This window comes from Paenibacillus nanchangensis (genome assembly GCF_046543445.1).
Taxonomy (GTDB): Bacteria; Bacillota; Bacilli; order Paenibacillales; family Paenibacillaceae; genus Paenibacillus_AQ; species Paenibacillus_AQ nanchangensis.
This window is the reverse complement of record NZ_JBHOFD010000006.1, coordinates 42384-62491: the sequence shown is the minus strand read 5'-3', so window position 1 is coordinate 62491 and position 20108 is coordinate 42384. Positions and strand designations below refer to the sequence as shown.

Annotated in this window: 17 protein-coding genes and 1 other RNA gene; 5 read left to right on the top strand and 13 right to left on the bottom strand. The window is 52.1% G+C overall.

The window, feature by feature from the left end; all coding sequences use genetic code 11:
- Nucleotides 1–99 precede the first annotated feature (99 nt).
- The 4 genes from ACE6ED_RS06085 to ACE6ED_RS06070 form a co-directional block, all read right to left on the bottom strand.
- A complete protein-coding gene (locus ACE6ED_RS06085) occupies nucleotides 100–1146 on the bottom strand; it encodes a glycoside hydrolase family 130 protein (protein ID WP_410826209.1) in 1047 nt (348 codons plus the stop codon).
- Nucleotides 1147–1178: 32 nt separating this feature from the next.
- On the bottom strand, nucleotides 1179–2714 hold the full coding sequence (locus tag ACE6ED_RS06080; RefSeq protein ID WP_410826208.1) for a DUF3502 domain-containing protein: 1536 nt from the start codon (nucleotides 2712–2714) through the stop codon (nucleotides 1179–1181).
- A 74-nt stretch (nucleotides 2715–2788) separates the two neighbouring features.
- A complete protein-coding gene (locus ACE6ED_RS06075) occupies nucleotides 2789–3673 on the bottom strand; it encodes a carbohydrate ABC transporter permease (protein ID WP_410826207.1) in 885 nt (294 codons plus the stop codon).
- Nucleotides 3674–3682: 9 nt separating this feature from the next.
- Nucleotides 3683–4621: an ABC transporter permease gene (locus ACE6ED_RS06070; protein WP_410826206.1), complete on the bottom strand. Its 939-nt coding sequence runs from the start codon at nucleotides 4619–4621 to the stop codon at nucleotides 3683–3685.
- Nucleotides 4622–4927: 306 nt separating this feature from the next.
- On the opposite strand from ACE6ED_RS06070, the gene ACE6ED_RS06065 reads away from it, so the two are divergent.
- Nucleotides 4928–7207, top strand: coding sequence for an AraC family transcriptional regulator (locus ACE6ED_RS06065; RefSeq protein WP_410826205.1), 2280 nt, complete (start codon nucleotides 4928–4930; stop codon nucleotides 7205–7207).
- Nucleotides 7208–7319: 112 nt separating this feature from the next.
- Here ACE6ED_RS06065 and ACE6ED_RS06060 read toward each other — a convergent pair whose 3' ends face one another.
- The 7 genes from ACE6ED_RS06060 to ACE6ED_RS06030 all read right to left on the bottom strand — a co-directional run bounded on the left by ACE6ED_RS06060 (nucleotide 7320) and on the right by ACE6ED_RS06030 (nucleotide 11124).
- Entirely contained in the window at nucleotides 7320–7517 is a 198-nt protein-coding gene (locus ACE6ED_RS06060) for a hypothetical protein (protein ID WP_410826204.1), read from the bottom strand.
- A gap of 297 nt (nucleotides 7518–7814) precedes the next feature.
- Entirely contained in the window at nucleotides 7815–8072 is a 258-nt protein-coding gene (locus tag ACE6ED_RS06055; RefSeq protein ID WP_410826203.1) for a hypothetical protein, read from the bottom strand.
- A 57-nt stretch (nucleotides 8073–8129) separates the two neighbouring features.
- On the bottom strand, nucleotides 8130–8492 hold the full coding sequence (locus tag ACE6ED_RS06050; protein WP_410826202.1) for a DUF6809 family protein: 363 nt from the start codon (nucleotides 8490–8492) through the stop codon (nucleotides 8130–8132).
- A 291-nt stretch (nucleotides 8493–8783) separates the two neighbouring features.
- Nucleotides 8784–9149: a transfer-messenger RNA gene (gene ssrA, locus ACE6ED_RS06045) on the bottom strand.
- 293 nt (nucleotides 9150–9442) lie between these two features.
- Nucleotides 9443–9922: an SsrA-binding protein SmpB gene (gene smpB, locus ACE6ED_RS06040; RefSeq protein WP_410826201.1), complete on the bottom strand. Its 480-nt coding sequence runs from the start codon at nucleotides 9920–9922 to the stop codon at nucleotides 9443–9445.
- Between the two features lie 128 nt (nucleotides 9923–10050).
- Complete coding sequence (locus ACE6ED_RS06035) at nucleotides 10051–10233, bottom strand: hypothetical protein (RefSeq protein WP_410826200.1); 183 nt, start codon at nucleotides 10231–10233, stop codon at nucleotides 10051–10053.
- A gap of 36 nt (nucleotides 10234–10269) precedes the next feature.
- Entirely contained in the window at nucleotides 10270–11124 is an 855-nt protein-coding gene (locus ACE6ED_RS06030) for a MurR/RpiR family transcriptional regulator (protein ID WP_410826199.1), read from the bottom strand.
- A 188-nt stretch (nucleotides 11125–11312) separates the two neighbouring features.
- Here ACE6ED_RS06030 and ACE6ED_RS06025 point away from each other — a divergent pair, with 188 nt between their 5' ends.
- The 4 genes from ACE6ED_RS06025 to ACE6ED_RS06010 all read left to right on the top strand — a co-directional run bounded on the left by ACE6ED_RS06025 (nucleotide 11313) and on the right by ACE6ED_RS06010 (nucleotide 16327).
- Nucleotides 11313–12209: a cell division protein FtsQ gene (locus ACE6ED_RS06025; protein ID WP_410826198.1), complete on the top strand. Its 897-nt coding sequence runs from the start codon at nucleotides 11313–11315 to the stop codon at nucleotides 12207–12209.
- Nucleotides 12210–12255: 46 nt separating this feature from the next.
- Complete coding sequence (locus ACE6ED_RS06020; RefSeq protein ID WP_410826197.1) at nucleotides 12256–14487, top strand: ATP-binding cassette domain-containing protein; 2232 nt, start codon at nucleotides 12256–12258, stop codon at nucleotides 14485–14487.
- Nucleotides 14459–15268 (top strand): energy-coupling factor transporter transmembrane component T family protein, encoded by an 810-nt coding sequence (locus ACE6ED_RS06015; protein ID WP_410826196.1) that lies wholly within the window; start codon nucleotides 14459–14461, stop codon nucleotides 15266–15268. Before ACE6ED_RS06020 ends, ACE6ED_RS06015 begins: the two co-directional genes overlap by 29 nt.
- A 108-nt stretch (nucleotides 15269–15376) precedes the next feature.
- Nucleotides 15377–16327, top strand: coding sequence for a PHP domain-containing protein (locus tag ACE6ED_RS06010; protein WP_410826195.1), 951 nt, complete (start codon nucleotides 15377–15379; stop codon nucleotides 16325–16327).
- Nucleotides 16328–16544: 217 nt separating this feature from the next.
- Here the strand turns inward: ACE6ED_RS06010 and rnr are convergent, their stop codons facing one another.
- Nucleotides 16545–19259, bottom strand: a complete 2715-nt coding sequence (gene rnr, locus ACE6ED_RS06005) for a ribonuclease R (protein ID WP_410826194.1) — start codon at nucleotides 19257–19259, stop codon at nucleotides 16545–16547.
- Nucleotides 19260–19699: 440 nt separating this feature from the next.
- Entirely contained in the window at nucleotides 19700–19933 is a 234-nt protein-coding gene (gene secG, locus ACE6ED_RS06000) for a preprotein translocase subunit SecG (protein WP_410826193.1), read from the bottom strand.
- Nucleotides 19934–20108 lie beyond the last annotated feature (175 nt).

Sequence of the window (20108 nt, the reverse complement as noted above, 5' to 3'; positions counted from 1 at the left end):
TGCATATGCGCTCCTTTGCTCATCTAAACTTAAATCACTAATTGATAGCGCTTTCCTTATTACGGATTAAAGAAGGCAGTTCTCACTGCCTTCAACCTTTTATAAAAAGGTACTATATATATCCTTTAGCGGTATGTCCGCCACTGCCATCACTTCATCTGCGGCACCGTAATACATGCGGACCGTTTGATCCAGCAGCAGGGCTCCGCACGAAAACACGACCTTGCCGAAAAATCCATTTACTTCATATGCCGCTTCCGGCTCCAATACGGGGACACTGGATCTTGCGATCACCTTGGCAGGGTTATCTAAATCAAGCATCACCGCGCCCATACAATAGCGGTGCTTGCTGTCCGCTCCGTGGTACAGCGCAAGCCAGCCGTGTTCCGTTCGAATCGGAACCGCCCCGCCGCCCATACGCGCCGAATCCCAGCCTTGTTCGCTTAGCCCCATCAGGAAGCGGTGGTTCCCCCAATGGTCGAGATCGGGCGATTCGGCGATCCACATCTCGGGTGCGCCAAACGAGTTCGGCACCGGACGGTGCAAAGCGTAGTATTTGCCGTTAATTTTTTCCGGGAATATCATGACGTCCTTATTTTCGGGAGCCAGCATAAGCCCACGGCGCTTGAATGTCCGAAAATCCCGGGTCTCTGCCAGGCCGGCGCCAACACCGCGCGCGGAGGCGGAGCTGTAAGTAATATAATAGATGTCTCCGATTTGGGTCACACGCGGATCTTCAATTCCCCACGCTTCCAGAGCGTGCTCCGGAAACAAGGCTGGCTGCGGCTCGACGTCAAAATGAATACCGTCTTTGCTTCGCGCCACCCGGAGGTGGGATAAGGAGGTGAGCATGATCGTTCGCCCGTCTTTTGCTACGAAGCGCGAGTCGGAGAAATCATAGTCCGGATCGGTCTTGTCGTAGCGCTCAACAAGCACCTCGGTACCCGCTTCATTCAGCCGGGGGACGAGCACTTCGTCCGCCCGGTCCGATAACGGCGCTTCCGCAATACGCAGTAAAAGGATAACTTCATCCCTAAACTGCGCAACGCCTGCATTAAACACACCCAGCACTCGAAAGTCGGGGCGGGAGGGCGCAACGTCCTCGATCCGTATCACAGGATTTTGCGCGCTGCGTTTTATGTTCATGTGGAATACCTCTTTCAGTATTTTAAGTGCTGTTATTTACCGGACGTGACGGCGTCGATTTGTGCCTGAATTTCATCGATCACTTTCTGTCCGCCGAGGCTCGCCATCTTTTCCTCCAGCGTCTTTTTGCCTTGATCGGCAGGCAGCACGCCTTGGCTAAGCGGCAGGAAGACCGAATCGTGAAGCGGAGTAATTTTGGCATATTCCGTCTTCACCTTTTCAGCGTTAAAGTTGAAGCCCGCCGTTGGACTAAGCGTGAAATTGGCCGGGTTGGTAGAGAAGTCAAACCACTTCTTGTCATCCTTCATCATCGTGTCCGGCGTGCGGTTCAATGTTGGCCGCCAGGTCAATACATAACCCGGGAATGAATATTTGGACAGCACCTTATAGCTCGAATCGCCGACGGGTTCCCAGTCCTTCCCTTGAACTCCGTATTCCATCAAATCGTGGTTTTCCTTAATGGACATCCAATTAGCTACGTCCAGAGCTAAATCGGCGTGCTTGGATGAAGCCGGGATGCAAAGGAAATTCCATTGCTGGAAAGCGGTATACGGCTTGGCCTTATCCCCATTCGGAATGAAAATCTCAAGTTTGTCGCTGCCGTCTTGCAGCATTTCCGAATATTTCAGTCCTTCCACACCATCTGCCGCATAATAGGTGGCCGCATACTTGCCTTGCTTGAACAGGGTTTCTGCATTTTGCTCCTGTGCGATATTTTTGGAAATGATGCCGTCCTTGTAGTATTTGGTGACGCGTTCATACCCATCGGCAATCATCGGGCTTTCCCATTGACCGACTACTTTCTTGTCCTTAGTTGAATAGGCGAACATGTTGACACCGATTTCGAGCACTTCATCGAGCGCCAGATTAGCGGATTCGCTCAGGATAAACGGCAGTTTGTCGGCTTTGATGCCGTTAATGACGAAAGGCTTGACATCCTTCTCCTTTTCCTTGACCATATACAAAAATTTCTCCAGATCGTCGAGCGTTTTCAACTCGGGAAGTCCGTATTTCTCCCGCAGATCTTTGCGGATCAGAAGGCCATATAGCTGGCCCTGGGTGGTACCAAGCGGAATCCCCATGATTTTTCCTTCAAATTTGTTGTATTCCCACATTTCATCGGGAATGGATGCTTTTAGCTCCGGGCGTTCGGCCACCGCGGCATCCAGTTCCTTTAAAGAATTGCTGTCGATCATCTGATTCATGGATAACCACGGGGCATCCAGATACATATCGAAGTCTTCCCCGGCAGACATCTTCACGGATACCGCATTTCCGTAATCGGACCACGGCAGGAAATTGACATTCAAGGCCGCTCCAACGTTGTCCTGTTTCAATTTGTCGTTGACCGCCTGCAGCACTTCGTCAAAGCCTGCCGGTTTATCCCCCGGAAAATAAGCTTTCAGCGTCACCGTTTCCTTCGTTGCGGGTGCAGCGCTTCCCGTATTCGTTGGAGAACTCCCTTCATTGCCGCCAGTCTTCGTATTGCCTCCGCCGCAGCCGGCCAACATCAGTGATAATACCAATAGCGCTGTAGTCGTCGTTCCAAATAGTTTTTTTAACCTCATTCCGTTACCCTCCTATATCGATGGAAAAAACTATGATTAACCGGGCTGATCCAGTTAATGCCGGAAATCCTCGTTTACCCTTTTACAGCTCCTACCGTTAGACCTTTGACAAAATACTTCTGAAGCATGGGATACAGCAGGACAATCGGGCCGATCGTCAGCACGGTTGTTGCCATCCGCACGCCATAGGTTGGCGGCGTCACAGCAATGGCTGCTGAGGCGGGAATGAGATTTTTGGCGGCTTCCATATTGGACACCATCCGGCGCAGAATCAGCTGCAGCGGGAATAACTTCTCATTATCCACAAACATCAACCCCATAAACCAGTCATTCCAGTAGTTCAGAGCATAGAAGAGACCGACGGAAGCCAGAATCGGCTTCGAAATCGGGATTATAATTTGGAAGAACACCCTCATTTCATTCGCACCGTCTATTCTTGCGGCTTCTTCCAATTCATCGGGAATTGTACGGAAAAAACTAACCAGCAAAAAGACGAGGAACGGCTGGCATAACATAGTTAAAATGAGCACCCAGATGGTATTCTGCAAATGCAGCCACTGACTGACTACAATATAAAACGGAATGATGCCTCCGGAAAAAAGCATAGGCAAGTAGCAAAAAAACAGAAACGGTGTTTGCAGGACATTCCGTTTGTTAGCCAGAGAATAGCCGAGCATTGCGGAAATGCACAACGCGCTTAATGCGCCTACGACGGTGATAAAAATCGTGACAGCATAGCCGTTGAATAACACATCCGATTGCAAAACCGCCTGATACGCGCCTAGCGATAATTTTTGCGGAAATAAAGTATAGCCGTGCGCAATCAATTCTTCTTCGTCTGTAAACGAGCCGATAATCATCAGCAGAAAAGGAAACAGACAAAATAAGGTGAACAACAAAATGAACGTATGGGCAAAAGCCGTAAAAGTTCTATCCGCAACGCTCTGTTTCTGTCTCATAATACTCTCCTAGAATAAAGCAGATTCTTTGGACACTCTTCGAGTTACCCAGTTGGCGGTAATGACGAAGATCAGACCCATAATCGACTGGAACAGGCCAACCGCCGAAGACATGCCGAAGTCATGCAGCTGTCTCATGGAGCGGAATACGAAGGTGTCAATCACGTCGGTAGTCGGATACAGCATGGAATTGTCTCCAATGATGGCATAGATCATGGCAAAGTCCCCGTTGAAAATCTTGCCTACGGCCAGCAAGGTCATGATCATGATGGTAGGCACGAGCAGCGGCAGCGTAATGCGGAGCATAATCTGCAGCTTGGATGCCCCATCAATCCGGGCCGCCTCGTACAAATCCTCCGATATACCGGTAATCGCAGCCAGGAAAATAATCGAAAGATAACCGGCTCCTTGCCACACGCGAATAACCGTCAGAATGTAAGGCCAAAGCGCTGACTCAAACATCCAGTTGACCGGTTCCAGGCCGATATTTTGCAGCCAGGTATTGATCATCGGCTCTTCCCCGCCAAATAAGGATTGCACAATCATTCCCACCACAATCCAGGACATAAAATAGGGAAGAAAAATGAGGGATTGCGAAATCCGTTTGAAGTACTTATTGCGAATTTCATTGAACATCAGAGCAATTAAAATCGCAGCCACCGTAGTAAACACAATGAACAGCATGTTCAACACCAGCGTGTTGCGCAGAATGACCCAAAAGTCACCCGAAGTAAAAAAATAATCGAAGTTTTTAAAACCGACCCAATCGCTTCCCGTAATGCCTTTGGCAAAATTATAGTCTTTGAAGGCGATCATAATCCCGTAAATGGGAAAATAACTGAATACGAGAAAAAACAGCAGCCCCGGCACGGCCATCGCATAAAGAAAAGGATTTTGAACAATATGTTTTAGCTTGGACCGTTTCCTTGCGTTAAGTTGGTATTGCATCTCTTTACATCCCCCCTTTCATCAAGACCGGCAACCGCATCAGCGTTCCGTCATCTATGCCGTTACCTTAACAATCCCTTGCTGCAGCGGCAATTCCGAAAAGCTCCTATTCCTCCTGCGAGCGCAGATTTACGAACTTCCCAAAAACAACACTATTCCGAAAATAAACGATTCTGAAGACGGAAATGCTTGGTATGCTATAATTAACCTGCCATTTACGAACTCGGCAGTTATGATTACGGAGGTTCAAAACCAATGAAATTCGGACATCCACTCCTCGCATCGCTGAAGAGGCATCCTACTTATATGAAGCTCATTTTTTATTTTGTCAGTGCAAACGTTCTGGTGTTGGGCGTATCTTTTGCGCTGCTCTATTGGCAGTCTTCCAAAACACTCCTGGAGGAGATCGGCGATCATTCCGAGTCCTTGCTGGTGAACAGCGCCCAAAACACGGCGCGGCTGATGGAATGGGCGTTGGAATTTAGCTTTTCCTCAAGTAATGACAGCACCCTTAAGGTATATGCCCTCTCTGATCAATACAGCGATTTAGAAACGTTCGAGGTATGGAGCCGGCTTATGGACATTAAAAACGCCAATCCGGCTATCGATTCGGTCTATCTCATCAACGATTACTCGAATACGGTAGTCGATTCAAGACTTGGATTAAATGATGCGGAGGCTTTCTACGATCAGGACATTATTGAGCGTTTACGGGATCCGGTTACAGCAAACCACAGCGTTCTCATCCCAAGAACCTTGTCCCTCCCTCTTACCGGGGATAAGCCCAAAGAGGTGATGACCATCATCAGATTTTATGAAAAAGGCAGTTCCATCTCCGCTTTCGTTATGAATGTAGATACTGATAATCTCATGACCCTGCTTCAGAATAATTCGAATTATCCCAATAGGTCGGTTACGGTTCTGAATGACCGGGATGAGCCGGTGTATAGCAGCATTTCTTTGAATCGGGAACAAATTGCGGAGCTCAGAAACCATGGGAGCAAGGGAGAAAGTGGATGGAAGCTCTTCCAGCCCCGAACTCAGAGTGAACAGCTAATGGTTTATGCAAGCGTATCCATCAAAGGAATCCAGGATTGGACCTTTATCGAGACGGTACCGAAGTCTGTCATTTTGGGAAAAATCACTGTACTTCGTAACACAAGCCTGATCTTGTTTTTCGTTCTGTTCGTAGCATCCTTGACCGTTATCGTTCTGATTTCCAAACGGGTGTACTCGCCTATTCAAGAACTGATTAGCAGAGTGATGCGGCAGCATCAAGCTGAAAAGCCTGGTCAAAGACATAGCGCAAATGAACTGGACTACTTATCCGATGTGTTTATAGCCCAACGTAATCAGATTAATGAGCTGACCGAGCAGTGGCGGCTTAATAAATTTTTGGGCAGAGAGAGGTTTTTACGCGATTTTCTGGGGGAGACCTACCATTCAGCAGAGGAAATAGGTTCTCAATTTCTAGAATGGGGAATTGATCTGCCAAAAGATCAGCTGTCGGTAGCCATCTTCCGGATCGACCTCTTCTCGAAATTTACGGAGACCTACTCGGAGAAGGACCGGCGTCTGCTCCGATTTGCAATGTCCAATATTATTCAAGAGTCGCTGCAATCGTCCAAGCACAAGCTGCAAACGGTGGACATGGGAGACGATCACGTGGCAGTTGTCTTATCCGCTCCATTGTCCGAAGAATATGCGAAGAAGCTGCAGGTATCCCAACAGTTAATAGAACAGTACTTGTCTGTTGGAACAACTGTCGCTTGGGGCAGGACGCTGCCCAGCCTGACCGACATGCATGAGATCTATATGGAGACGTATGAACTGACGCAGGAGCGGTTCCGATTTGGACACAGAGCGCTCATCGTGAAAGCATGGCTGCCCGACGCACCCGGAGAACTGTATCATCTGCCTATGAACAAAGAGCGGCAGATCACTCAGGCTCTTCCCAAGGGGAATGCAGATGCGGTTCTGGAAGTCATCCGCTCAGCCGTAGTGAAGCTGCGAGGCATGCCCTATTTTGAATGTAAAATGTCGCTGATTACCTTATTTATGGATATACGCCGGCTCATGCAAGAGCACTCCAGTCAGCCGCTGCCCAGTTCATGGGGGCTGACTTCCATCGAGAAACAGATTATTCAGCAGGAGACTATGGAAAACGTGGTTTCATGGATGGAAGCATTGGTAATCAAGACACTCGAAGACATCGTGGCCGCCCGCAGTCTGTCCAAAAACGCAGCCCTGATCGAGCAGGCGGACCGGTTTATTGACGAACAATTAACCGATCCGAACTTATCCGCGAAAATGCTGGCCGATCATTTGGGATTGTCCGTGAATTATTTCCGCAGTTTGTATAAAGCGGAGACCAACCAGTCCATTACGGATAAGATATCGGAGAAGCGCCTTAATTTCATATGTCAGGAGTTGCTTGCCTCCGACTCCCCAATTGAGCCCATTGTCCAAAATTCCGGATTTTCGTCGCTGAACACGTTTTATTCCATCTTCAAAAAGGCGTATGGAATGACACCGGCCCAATACCGGAAGAAACATAGAAATGGCGATACTATGGAGAATATGTAGATAATCTGAGCCTGCGGTGGGAACCGAAGGCGGTGCTGGGCTGCTGTGTTCGGCTTATTCGCCGCGTTTCCGGCTTGAGTCTAGATAAAGACCGGCATAGAGGGTTCTTGGTTCAATCATGGTAGGCAAACTCTTGTCTCTTGCCGGTCACGTCATAAACAATTTCAAACTTATTACCTTCCGCATCCTCACGAACCCGTTTGTTGTTCTTTATATAGTAAATGGACGCACCTGACTCTTTAGCTTGCTTACGTGCATATTGATTAGCTTTTTTGAGTATTTCTTGGAGTTGTTCACGATTTACGACCATCAGGACTGCCTCCGATTCGAATTTGGCGTTATTTTAACATATCAAAAAACCACTAACCGGGATACTGGTTGATGGCTCCTTTAGTTACTCTATATGGAGCTGAGGGGTAGCCGTGCAGAGTCATACTCGGGTGGGGTTGCTGCTGGAGCTGTACGAGAGAGCCTAGCCGTTTAGCACACGTTAGTTTTTTAATTGCATTCTTTCAATGTCAATCACGAACTCTACCTGTTTTAAGAAGTTAAAACCAAGGATGCCGTCGATTTCCATGCCACGGAAGCCCAAAAATTGATGTTAGTTTCATCTTGGTCCTCTGATTCCCACATATCGTTCTCGTGCCACAACCTCAGGACGGGAGGTGTGAAAAAAACAATACTCGCGATGTGGATCTTCCTGATGCAACTCACTGTACCGCTTCAATGCTTTGGTGGAGTCCTCATAGGAGTTGATCACGGACATTTCTTCAATAAAACGCTGGCCTTCCTTAGAATAAGCCTTAGTTGCCTCAAGAACGACCCATTCATTCGGAAACCGCTCCCGAACTTCATCCCATCGCATCTTGGACACCCTCCGGTTGAATAATTTCTATTATTATAGCATATCAGGTGCCAACCTCTATACCAGAGTCATGCCTCCACCCGATTTTTGGAGCTCTTTTATAAAACGGTATCCCTCGAGAAAACCAGCTATAAAAGCCTCCTCTTCTTGGAGCCACTGTTCTGTACTCATAGCTTCTTCCATGAATCCGTAAAATTCACGTTGAGTCTCGTTTAAACTACTGTGTAGGCGATCGATTGCATAAGAAGCCTCTTCGTTAGCCTTCCTGATATGAGGATTGTCAGATCGCATTCCCCATATCTCAAGATATCTTCTGGCAGCCACCTCGCTCAGTATTTCTCTCATTCCATCAAGATAGGCATTTTCTAGGGCTGCATATTCAGACAACGTTTCTCTTTTCTTCGGAAAATGCTTTCCCACTGTGTCCATCCTTACCATTGATATACGACAAGTCCCCATTCTTTCTCCCCCTTTCAAATCCACAATACTAGTGTTTCCCAATTGCTAGATTTAAAACAACGAACAGTGACAGGTAGCAACTATTATATATAACAAGGCAACCAAAAAAAGATTACTGGGTGAGCTATATAAAATAGAAAACCTGAATTTTCAAACCATATGGGTTGAGATTACGGGAGCATTTTATGAATGGCTATATCTTTCGAGAAACATGAAAAAAGACACCCCTCAAGGTGTCTTCTACTTTACTCCATATGGAGCCGAGGGGAGTCGAACCCCTGTCCGAAGGCAACGGCACATAAGCTTCTACGAGTGTAGTCACAGTTTTGATGTCACCCGAGTATCGCCCCGTAACCGGCTATACGTTGGGTCAGCCTGATTGTCTTCTTCAGCTAGCCCCAGGCGGAGACTAGACAGCGTATCCCACTAAAGTTGAGCCCCTATCCCGCCACATGGGCGATGGAAGGTAGGAGCCTGGTGACCGTTATTAGGCGGCCAGAGCCAGAGTTGGTTGTTTAGCTTTGCCGTTTAATTGGCTTTAGCGTTGATGAAGCGGACGCGTCCCCACTACTCGCTACCCATGCTCGAACTACCCCCGTCGAATCCAAAAACGGCCCCTCATTAAAAAGGGCTTCTTCGGATCAAGCGGATCAGTTTCAGCATTGAGTGATCCATCCCGTTCTTTTTCCCTTCCGGAAAAAGAAGAAGCATCGTTTGATACATTTACAGTATATCATATTTATCAATACTTTAACATCAATTTTACAGGAAGCGCAGGAGAATGCTGTGAAAACACCACAGTATTTCCTTCTCAGCCTGCGTTCATAACCGTTCTGGAAGCCTTCAGGTTATCTTGAGCCTATCCCTATGGTATCTAACGATTATTCGCAGTTCTGGCAGTGGTCTCGCGGTTATCTCGCAATCTTCTGCTTCTCGCGCAACGCCCGCTGAATATCGCGCTGAGCATCGCGTTTGGCGGCGGCATCACGTTTGTCGTATTGCTTTTTACCTCTGCCCAAGCCCAGCAGCAGCTTCGCGTAGCCGTTACGGACATAAATCTTCAGCGGTACAATCGTGTAGCCTTCCTGCTTGGAGTGGCCGAGCAGCTTGCTGATCTGTTCTTTGTGCATAAGCAGCTTCCGTGTGCGGGTTGGGTCCGTCGGATTCGCCCGGTTGCCCTGTTCAAATGGACTGATATGCAGATTGTGCACAAAAATCTCGCCATTACGGATCGTAGCAAAAGCATCTCCAAGATTAGCGCGGCCATTGCGCAGCGACTTAATCTCGGTTCCCGTCAGCACCATGCCCGCCTCATAGGTATCTTCGATGAAATAATCATGGGAAGCTTTTTTGTTCTGTGCGAGCACCTTGCCATCACTTTTCTTGCCCATGTTCATCCTCCTCCCGAAGCCCTCGCGGGGCAGTTTACCAGACATTTATTGTATCAACTCCGGCGGTCAAACGCAAGAAAGGACAGGGGCAGCCGCTTTTGTAGCCATACTTTCCTGCCGTATTGTCTTTATAAAACCTTCCTAATTATCCCCCTGTTTCTGATGTCCGTCTTTCGCAATGCCGTTCCTGCTCTTCCCTGCTCTTCCTTGCTCTTCCTTGCTCTTCCTTGCTCTTCCTTGCTCTTCCTTGCTCTTCTTTGCTGTCCTTTGCTGTTCCTAGCTCTTCCCTGTTCCTCGCCATCAACCATCAACCCTGGCTTTACGCCTTAAACATTCACACTCCGGCCCTAAGCCTTCCCCCGCGGCAGCTTATCCGCATACCTGGCCCGCAGCTCCCCCAGCAGCTCCAGCTTGGACAGCGCCTTCTCCTTATTCAGCAGACCGATGCTTAGAATCAGCTGCTCGATCAGCAGCAGCGGCGTCACCATGGAATGGAATTCGCCCATCTCCCCCCGGCTAACATAAAAAGCGGCCTCCACCTGCGCCCCGTAACGAAAATCCTCACGGTCGGTAATCATCACGACGGAGCAGCCTGCCCGTTTCGTGCAGTCCAGCACCACTTCGGTTTCGGGAAGCAGCCGGGTAAAATTAAACACCAGCACCACATCGTTCCGCTGCACATGCGCCAGCGACTCCAGCACTTCATGTCCGCTCGCCGCCATCATGCGCACCGACATGCCAAAACGGGACAAGCGGTAAAACAGCAGCTCCCCAAGAGCCGCAGAAGGTCCCGGCGCAAACACGTAAACCCGCCTGGCTCCAGCCATGATGGCAGCGGTACGCTTCAAATCATCCGGGTTTGTCTGGTTCGCTGTTTTTTGCAAATGACGGATCGTCTGCTCCATCATGTTCAGCGGCAGGCTGGAGGCTTCCAGCTGAGAAATGGTGGTCTGCAGCTTTAGCGCAGGGGTGGTGTCGTTGGCCTGGCGAAGCTTGAGCCGAAAGTCTTTTCCGTTCGCATACCCTGCCGCGCGCCAAAATCGGGAGACCGTCGCAATACTTGTCCCAATCCGGTCCGCAATTTCCTGCTCATTCATAAACAGCACCTCGCTTTGATGCCGTTCAATGAAATCTGCAATCTTCAGCTGCCCCGGTGAAAATTTTGATTTATCCGCAAATACCGGATTCTGCGCTAAAAACATGATTTATTCCTCCCTTGCCCGTGCCGCTAAGCGCTTTTTAAGCCCATTTTATCCGGGGAATGTTATGCAAATTTTATTACACCATTTTCATTTTGTAAAAAATATTACATCCCTTTAACATACAGCCCCGCCCTCCTTAATACTCCGCCATTACACTGAAGGCAAATCCACTCAAGGAGGTTTCCTTCATGTCCCGTAAGTCCCTCTACACACTTACGTCATCGCAAAAAATGATGATTTTTGTGCTGTCCATGTCCCTCTACGGCTTATCCAACATGTTCACCGAGCTCATCCCTGCGTTCCGGATCGGACCGGTCGAATTGTCCGTCGAGTATTTTGCGTTTATCCCGCTTACCTTGTGTATTTTGTTTCATCCGCTGTATGCGGCGGTGGGCGCGGCGCTGGGCGAAATTATTTTTGGCGAACTGATGCTTGGGCAGTTCGGGGGCTTCGGGGAACTGGAAAAATTCCTGACCTTCTCGTTCGCCATGTACGTCGCCGGAAAAATGGTCAGCAACCCGCAAAACCGCGCCCAAGTCGGCATCGCCGCCATGACCGGCGTTATCATCCACCAGCTGTGCAGCAGCCTGGTCGACATCGGCAAAGTCTGGATTGGCGTCGAGGAATTTGAAGCCGTGCCGGGCCTAGCGGAAAGCGTTGTGCTTGTGGAAGGCGTTGGTTTCCTAAACGATGTGCTATTTTCCGGCATATTGTTCGCCTTACTGCCTACCCTCTATCTCGTCCCCCGTCTGTACGGGAAAATCGAACCCCTTCTCGGGATCAAACCACGCGAAAAACGCACGAAATACGAAGGAGCTGGCGTCATTTCGCCCAAGCTGGTGATTACCGGTATTTTGCTGGCGCTGGTTGCGTTTGGTGCCGAATCGCTGTCCGAGACGGACTGGAATATCGGGGAATGGGAAAGCGGGTTCGCAGACCAGTGGGGCGACGGCGCCATCTGGCTCAGCATTGCGGCAGCCGCTATAGTTGCAGTTGTCGTGCTTCTGATCATGCGGGCCAAAAGGCTGCGTGCTCCTCAAAGCGGCAGCGGCCAAGATGCCTCCGGAGACCTGCCGTATGCCTAAGTTTACGTTGTTATGGTCTGGACGTAGGGATCAGGAGCAATCGGGGATGACCGTTCCAGCAGGAACGCCGGAAGGGACTTTCCCTCCAGGAAGTCCGGAGAACGCTGTCCCGTCAGGGACTCCAGAGGGCGTCCCATCAGGAGCGGCTGGGAGCGCTGTCCCGTCAAGAACACCGGGGAGTGCAGTTCCGTCAAGAATGCCGGAGAGGGCTGCCTCAGCGGGAATGCCGGAGAGGGCTGTCCCGCAAGGAACCGCCGGGAGCGAGATCCCGCCAAAAACACCGGAGCTGGCCACTCTATCTGAAGCTGCCGCCCCTCCAGCCGTTGCCATCGAGCTGACCAATGTAACTTTCACTTATCCGGGCTCGGAGCAGCCTGTGCTGAACGGCGCTTCCCTAATCATTAAGCGGGGCAGCTTCACCGCGGTCATCGGCGGCAACGGCTGCGGCAAATCGACACTTTGCAAGCTGTTTAACGGGTTGATCCCGCATTATTACTCCGGGGATTTTGAAGGCGAAGTGAAGATTAACGGAATTTCAGCGGCACGCAAAAAAGTCGCCGAGCTCTCCCGCATGGTCGGTTACGTCTACCAGGACTTTGACAACCAGCTGGTCCGGCCCACCGTTCTGGATGAAGCCTGCTTTGCGCCGCTGAATTATGGAATGGCCGACTATAAGGAAAAAGCGCTGCGCGCGCTGGAGCTGTGCGGCCTTACTGCCCTTCAGCACCGATACATCTGGGAGTTGAGCGGCGGGCAAAAACATCTGCTGGCCCTGGCCGGTGCCTTGTCGCTGGAACCGGATATTCTTGTCGTCGATGAACCCGTATCCCAGCTGGATCCAAGCCACGCCCGGCATGTATATGAAGTGCTGCGGCGGCTGAACCGGATGTATGGCAAAACCATCGTCGTTATTGAGCATCACACCGAGTTTATCGCCGACTACTGCCAGGACGTCTGTCTGATGGAACAGGGACGGGTGCTGTGGAAACGCCCGGTAGCAGAGGCACTGAACAGCCTGCACGACCTGGAGCGGCTGGGCATCCAGCCGCCAGAGGCCACTCAAACGGCTGTCCGGCTGAAAACTCTGCTTAATGGTGCGCCTTCGATCTATAGCGCCGGTGAAGCTGAGATGGAGACCGGCAGCGTGCTCCCGGTTTCTTTTCCGATTACTACCGGCGAAGCGGTTAAGTATTTCTCCAGCATGCTTGAAGGCGCGGCGTATACAGCGGGCAGCGGTGTGCAAAATGCCTGTGTTTTATCGTCTAAAGAGTCATCTAAGGGAAGTCAATCCGCTGTCCCAGACGCCACTTCGTCAAATTTGAACGGTTCTCGGAACTCTCCTGCCGACGTCATCCGGTTCACCGGTGCCGTACTAAACTACCGCACCCTACGTAAAACGGAGCGCACGGTGCTGCAGAACATCAATCTTAGCGTTGCTGAAGGCGAGCGCATCGCCCTGATCGGCAACAATGGCGCCGGCAAGTCTTCGCTGCTGAAGCTTATCGCGGGCATCGCCAAACCTTCGGCTGGATCGGTTCACGTTCTTGGACAAGACACCCGCAGCCTCTCGATTGAGGAGCTGTCTCAGCATGTAGCGTTTGTTTTTCAAAATCCGGAGGATATGTTCATTGAAGATAATGTGCGCAAAGAGATCGCCCACTGCCTGGTCAAGCGCCGCTATCCGGACGCCGAGCAGACCACCCTGCAAATGATGCGCAGCTTCCGGCTGGAAGACCTCCAGGAGCGCGACGCTCGGCTGCTCAGCGGCGGCCAGCAGCGCCGTGTATCGCTTGCAATAGGGGCTGCTGTTCGTCCTGCTGTCATGCTGCTTGACGAGCCGACAGCCAATCTCGATTTGGCTACACGGGAAGAGCTGCTGACCACGCTGCAAGAGCTGGACCAGCATGTACGCACGGTCATCATCGCCACCCATGATATGCAGCTGGTGCACCGGTGGGCCAGCCGCGTCATTGTCATGCATGAAGGCACGGTGGCTGCAGACGGGCCGGCTGCAGAGATTTTTGCCGATCCGCTCCTTGTCCGCCGAGCAGGCCTTGCCCTTACGCAGAGTATGGAGCTGTCGCGTGCACTCGGCTTTACGGGTTCATGCCGTACGGGGTCATGCGGCTGTATGGGGTCATGCGGCTGTATGGGGTCATGCGGCTTTACGGGTTCATGCGGCTCCCCGGACGAATTGGCCAATACCCTGCACCGCCTCCTTACAAGAGCAGGAAAGGAGATGCTCCAAGATGCAATTGGTGCGCAAATGGTTTACTAAAATCTCCCTTGACCGCATTCAGCTTGAGCTGATGAGCACCGCATACGGCAGCGGTCATGCCTCCTTATCCAGGCTGGATCCGCGGGGACTTTTGCTCTGGTATATGTTTTTTGCCATATCGCCTTGGTTCATCAACAATTATGTGATTTTGGCCGGCATGTGTCTGTTTGTTATCGTGACAACCGTGCTGTCCAGGGTTACACCTTTTGTGATTTTTGTATTATGTCTCGGACTGATCGGGCAGGTAGGGTGGCTGTTTGTGATTTCCTTGTTTTTTGGCGGTGATATCGCCTCCGCTCTGCCGTTGCTAAAGCTGACGCTTAAGCTGTCGATCGTGTCGCTCGCCAGCATTACGGTCTTTTCAGGTATGGACCCGGAAAAAATCAGCGACGGGCTTCTGGCGCTTGGCGTTCCGGCCGCTTTTTCGTTCAGCCTGTCCTACGGCTACCGCATCCTGCCGGTGCTGTTTGAGGAATTCCGTAATGTGCTGCTGTCCTACCGGCTGCGCGGTCAAGCGCCGAAGCGCCCCGGTCTGCTGTACTGGCGGATGGGCTTGTATTATCTGAAGCTGCTCGTATACGCCTTTTTCCCGTTAATGCTGGCGACGGCCAAACGTTCCCGGACTACCGTAGAAGCGCTTGAGACGCGCGGATTCTCTTACGGAATGAATAATCCGGTATCCAAAAAGCTAAAGCTGTCCCATCTCAAACTGCGAAAGCACGACCTGCTGTTTCTTGGCGGCTCGGCCGTGTATGTGATTTTGCTGTTTTGTTTGGGTTAAGCGAACAACAAACTTATAGGCGGCATCCAATAACTAACAGCCATTACCACATCGGATAACCAACAGCATTACTATCATCCGATAACCAACAACCAAGGAGTGTTTTTTATGCGAATTGACCTGCATACCCATGCCAAGCTATCCAAAGCCACCGACTTTTCGCCGACTTATTATGAAGAAATGATTGGGGAGGCAGCGGCGAATGGGCTTGATGCTATTGCGCTGACCGAGCATTTTAATACACGGAATTTCTTTGAAGTGTACGAGCAGCTGGACCGGCTGTACCCGTATAACGGGGAATATTACGAGACAGGCCGGGTAAACATTTTTCCGGGGATGGAAGTGGATATCCGGGAGAACGGCCATATTTTGCTGATCGGACGCAAAGAGCATGTGCTGGAGGTTCGGCAGGTGCTGGAGGGTTACACATCCAAAGATGCCTTTATCCCGTTTGATGAGCTTCTCGATATTGCCGAACGCTACCCTCTGCTGAAAATCGGGGCCCATCCTTACCGGGAATCCACACCACTTCATCATCTTACCCGGGAGCAGCTCAGCAGGCTCGATGCGTTTGATCTAAACGCCAAAGACATGTTCGAATACGGCGGGGATGTTAACCGCGCCAATGTGGAGCGCTTCGCGGCCGAACTCGGCAAACCCGTTACCGCAGGCAGCGATACCCATCAGTGCCTTCAATACGGGAGCGTCTATAACGAACTCGACCATCCCTGCCATACAGCAGCTGATTTGAAGCAGGCCATCCTTCAAGGTGCTTATACTGTCCATGTAGCCGACAGCCTGCCGCTCCAGGTCAAAGCCTCCGTTATGCTGAAAAAAGTGCTGAAACGCCTGGCGCTGCTTGAGCCGGCTGGCGCTTCGGGCGCAGTTCCCAGTGCAGTTTCGGGCTCAGTTTCTGGCACGGTTCCTGGCGCAGTTCCCAGTACAGTTTCGGACCCAGTTCCTGGTGCAACTTCGGGCCCAGTTTCTTGCGCAGTTCCTGGAGCAGCTGCGGGCGGTGCTCTGGGGGCAGTGCTGGAAGCTGCTCCAGGTGCCTCCTAGTACTGCCTCAAACATAGCGATGAATGACGCCCTCGGGTGTTGTCATTCCCGTCACTCACTCTTAGTATCGAACAAAGGACCGGTTCCCCGCAGACTGCCATCCTAATAACGGCAGTCCGGGTAACCGGTCCTTTGTATGCTGGCGCCCGTCAGACGGCGGGCATCAACAGGTCTTGCAGTTGGAGCGGGCTTTGAGCGAAACTGCACAAGCCCAGCTTTATTTTTTCTTTTTCTTTTTCCGCTTGCCGCCCGCAGCGGTGCCGGGCGTCACGGCGTCGCCGATGAAGACGCCGCTCTGGGCTTTTTTGCCCCGGCGGGCTTTGCCCCCGCCGGGAGCAGCCGCTCCCCGCGCACGGGAACCCCCGTATTCCCCGCCGAGATCCTCTCGGCTGCGGAACCGGGTGTTGCCATCCACTCCGGGGAGCTCCCCCGCACCGGCGGCCGGGGCGCCATAGCCGCCCTTGCCGGAGCCAAACCCGAAGCGGATGCCTTTGCCTCCGCTTCCTCCTTCGCCGGCGCCGGTGCCCGCAGCGCCGCTGCCAGCGCCAGCGCCCGTACCGCCGGCGCTGAACGGCCGGCCGCCTTCGCGGTGCACCGCGCCCAGCGGCGGAGCGCCCGCGCGGCCCTTACCGCCCTGCGGCGCGTCCGGCCCCGCGACCGGGCGCTCGCGGCCCGGCTTGCCGGCTTTGCCTTTTTTGCCGCCCTTACCGCCGCCCGCGCCGCCTTTGCCGCCAAAGCCGCCTTTGCCCCCGCGGCCCTCAAACCCATACCCGCGCCGCTCTCCGGCCGCACGCGGCTTCATGTCGACCATCTCAAAGTCGATCGTATGGTCGTCCATATTGACCCGGGCGACGCGGATTTTCGCTTCGTCGCCGATCCGGAACACCTTCGACGTCCGCTCGCCGATCAAAGCCATATGCTGCTCGTCGAAGTGGTAGTAATCGTCCGTCAGCGCGCTCAGCCGGATGAGTCCTTCAACCGTGTTCTCCAGCTCGATAAACATGCCGAAGCTGGTCACACTGCTGATGACGCCTTCGAACTCCTCGCCGACCTTATCCTGCATATATTCGGCCTTCTTCAGCTGCTCAGTGTCGCGTTCCGCCTCGACCGCAATCCGCTCACGTTCCGAAGACTGCTGTGCGATGTCCGGCATACGGCCGGCCAGATAGTCGTGCCGCTGCGGGCTCAGCGCACCGCCGTTCTCAATCACCTCGCGGATGACCCGGTGAATGACAAGGTCGGGATAACGGCGAATCGGCGAAGTAAAGTGGCTGTAATATTCCGCCGCCAGGCCGAAGTGCCCCGTGCTCTCCGCATCGTATTTTGCCTGCTTCATGGAACGCAGCATCATGGTGCTGATGACCGTTTGTTCCTTGGTACCGCGGATATCTTCAAGCAGTGTCTGCAGCGCACGCGGGTGCACCGAGTTGCCCCGGCCTTTGATTTGGTACCCGAAATTTGCGGCAAATGCCATAAAATTTTGCAGCTTCTCCGGGTCCGGATCCTCGTGAATCCGGTACAGGAACGGGACCTTCAGCCAGTGAAAATGCTCGGCCACCGTCTCATTGGCCGCCAGCATAAATTCCTCGATAATCTGCTCGGCAACCGTCCGTTCACGCTTCACGATATCGACGGCTTTGCCGTTTTCGTCCACAATGATTTTGCTCTCTTCGAAGTCAAAATCAACCGCGCCCCGGCGCATCCGGGCGTCCCGCAGTTTCATCGCCAGCTCCTTCATCAACATGAAGTCGGGAACAAGCGGACGGTAGCGTTCCATCAGCTCAGGATCTTCATCCTCAACGATTTTACGCACGTTTTTGTACGTCATCCGCTCTTTTGTGCGAATTACGCTCGTAAAAATATCGTGCTTAACCACCTTCATATGCTCATTAAATTCCATCTCGCACGACAAGGTCAGCCGGTCCACCTGCGGGTTCAAACTGCAAATCCCGTTCGACAGACGGTGCGGCAGCATCGGAATCACCCGGTCAACCAGGTAGACGCTGCAGCCCCGGTCGTAGGCTTCTTTGTCCAGCTCGGACTTCTCGCGCACATAATAACCGACATCGGCGATGTGAACGCCCAGCTTGTAATGCCCGTTCTCCAGCCGCTCCACGTTGACCGCGTCGTCAAGGTCTTTGGCATCTTCTCCGTCGATCGTGACGATGTTCAGCCCGCGCAGATCACGCCGTCCCTGGCGGATAATTTCTTCTTCGGTGATCGAATCAGGCGCTTGCTCCGCCTCTTTCATCACTTCTGGCGGGAACGCCTCCGGCAGCTGATGCTTCCGGATAACGGACAAAATATCGACCCCGGGGTCATCCTTATGCCCCAGGATTTCAATAATTTCGCCTTCCGCCGCCGCCCGTCCTTCCGGGTAACTCACAATGCGCACCACGACTTTTTCTCCGTCAACCGCTCCCTTAAAGGATTCCCTCGGAATAAAAATATCGCGGTTAATCCGTTTGTCGTCAGGCAGCACAAATCCGTACGCCTCCAGGTTCTGGAACACGCCGACAACCTGCTCCACCCCGCGCCGCACAATGCGGACCACCTCGCCTTCCATCCGTCCGCCCTGCGGGCTTTTGGAGGTGACGCGAACCAGCACAATATCGCCGTTCATCGCGCTTTTCTGGTCGTTTGCATGGATGTAGACGTCAGGATGCTCCCGGTCATCTGGGATCAGGAAAGCAAAACCCTTCGCGTGCGCCTGCAGCCGCCCCCGCACCAGATCCATCCGTTCCGGCACGCCGTAGCGGCCGGTCCGGGTCAATACGATACGCCCGTCCTGCTCCAGGGCATTCAGGAGCTCAACGAAGGCTTTGAAATCCATCGCGTCATCCAGTCCGAAGTGGGTCTCCAGCTCTTGGTAGGTCATCGGTTTATAGGCGGTCTCCCGCATAAAATCAAGCAGTGTCTCTTGTGTAATCATGTCATTCACCTCGGCATACCGAGGACAGCCCCCGGCTTCTTAAGTATGCTTGTCCCGTTCGGCCGCGGCTTCCCTGTTAGACCCTGCGTCCCAAACCTTTCCAAGCGATTCATCCTTATTATACTCATACCCTAGTATATACGAAATCAATCCGCGGCATCCCTCAGGACTCCGTTCTCCGCTGTACATCCGTTAATCGGCCCGCCGTCTTCACCATTATCCTAGTTCCAACGCACGCTCTGCTGCCTTCGCCAATCCCCTTACTCCTACGCACGCTCTGCTGCCATATTCACGGGGCTCACTGCTCCTACGTGCGCCCTGCAGGTCACCAGCATCTTTGCATGGCTGCATCCTCCAGGTTTTTCCACAGCTAAATCCCACAAAAAAACCTCCGCCCATCCATCCGGAGTAAGCGAAGGTTTGTGATCGTCATATCAAGGTTAGTCCACGAAGACGGCAACCAGAATAGCCATGATGAAGAAACCGCTGGCCAGAGCTACCGTTACACGCTGGAGCACCAGCTCCATACCGCGTGCCTTTGTCTTGCCGAACAGATGCTCCGCACCGCCGGAGATGGCACCGGCAAGTCCCGCACTTTTTCCTTTTTGCAGCAGAACCACCGTAATCAGACCGATGGAGAAAATCAAGAGCAGCACTTTCAAGAAAATATCCATACAATTCCACCTCCTAAATCTGAGCATCTTACTATCTATGCAAAAACAATGGGTACCGATTCATAAACAGCGTTTTTATTGTACCATACCGAAGAATGGAAAACAACTATTCCCCTGCATTTACTCCCTTTCACCGTTCTCTCGGAAACACCGTTTTAAAAAAAAGGCTGCAAGC

Excerpts from the sequence above, each read along its gene's own strand:
- ACE6ED_RS06085 (WP_410826209.1), bottom strand. The coding sequence starts at position 1,146 with ATGAACATAAAACGCAGCGCGCAAAATCCTGTGATACGGATCGAGGAC.
- ACE6ED_RS06010 (WP_410826195.1), top strand. The coding sequence starts at position 15,377 with ATGCGAATTGACCTGCATACCCATGCCAAGCTATCCAAAGCCACCGAC.
- ACE6ED_RS06075 (WP_410826207.1), bottom strand. The coding sequence starts at position 3,673 with ATGAGACAGAAACAGAGCGTTGCGGATAGAACTTTTACGGCTTTTGCC.
- secG (WP_410826193.1), bottom strand. The coding sequence starts at position 19,933 with ATGGATATTTTCTTGAAAGTGCTGCTCTTGATTTTCTCCATCGGTCTG.
- ACE6ED_RS06015 (WP_410826196.1), top strand. The coding sequence starts at position 14,459 with ATGCAATTGGTGCGCAAATGGTTTACTAAAATCTCCCTTGACCGCATT.
- ACE6ED_RS06025 (WP_410826198.1), top strand. The coding sequence starts at position 11,313 with ATGTCCCGTAAGTCCCTCTACACACTTACGTCATCGCAAAAAATGATG.
- ACE6ED_RS06070 (WP_410826206.1), bottom strand. The coding sequence starts at position 4,621 with ATGCAATACCAACTTAACGCAAGGAAACGGTCCAAGCTAAAACATATT.
- ACE6ED_RS06020 (WP_410826197.1), top strand. The coding sequence starts at position 12,256 with ATGACCGTTCCAGCAGGAACGCCGGAAGGGACTTTCCCTCCAGGAAGT.
- ACE6ED_RS06055 (WP_410826203.1), bottom strand. The coding sequence starts at position 8,072 with ATGCGATGGGATGAAGTTCGGGAGCGGTTTCCGAATGAATGGGTCGTT.
- ACE6ED_RS06060 (WP_410826204.1), bottom strand. The coding sequence starts at position 7,517 with ATGGTCGTAAATCGTGAACAACTCCAAGAAATACTCAAAAAAGCTAAT.
- rnr (WP_410826194.1), bottom strand. The coding sequence starts at position 19,259 with ATGATTACACAAGAGACACTGCTTGATTTTATGCGGGAGACCGCCTAT.
- smpB (WP_410826201.1), bottom strand. The coding sequence starts at position 9,922 with ATGGGCAAGAAAAGTGATGGCAAGGTGCTCGCACAGAACAAAAAAGCT.
- ACE6ED_RS06080 (WP_410826208.1), bottom strand. The coding sequence starts at position 2,714 with ATGAGGTTAAAAAAACTATTTGGAACGACGACTACAGCGCTATTGGTA.
- ACE6ED_RS06030 (WP_410826199.1), bottom strand. The coding sequence starts at position 11,124 with ATGTTTTTAGCGCAGAATCCGGTATTTGCGGATAAATCAAAATTTTCA.
- ACE6ED_RS06065 (WP_410826205.1), top strand. The coding sequence starts at position 4,928 with ATGAAGCTCATTTTTTATTTTGTCAGTGCAAACGTTCTGGTGTTGGGC.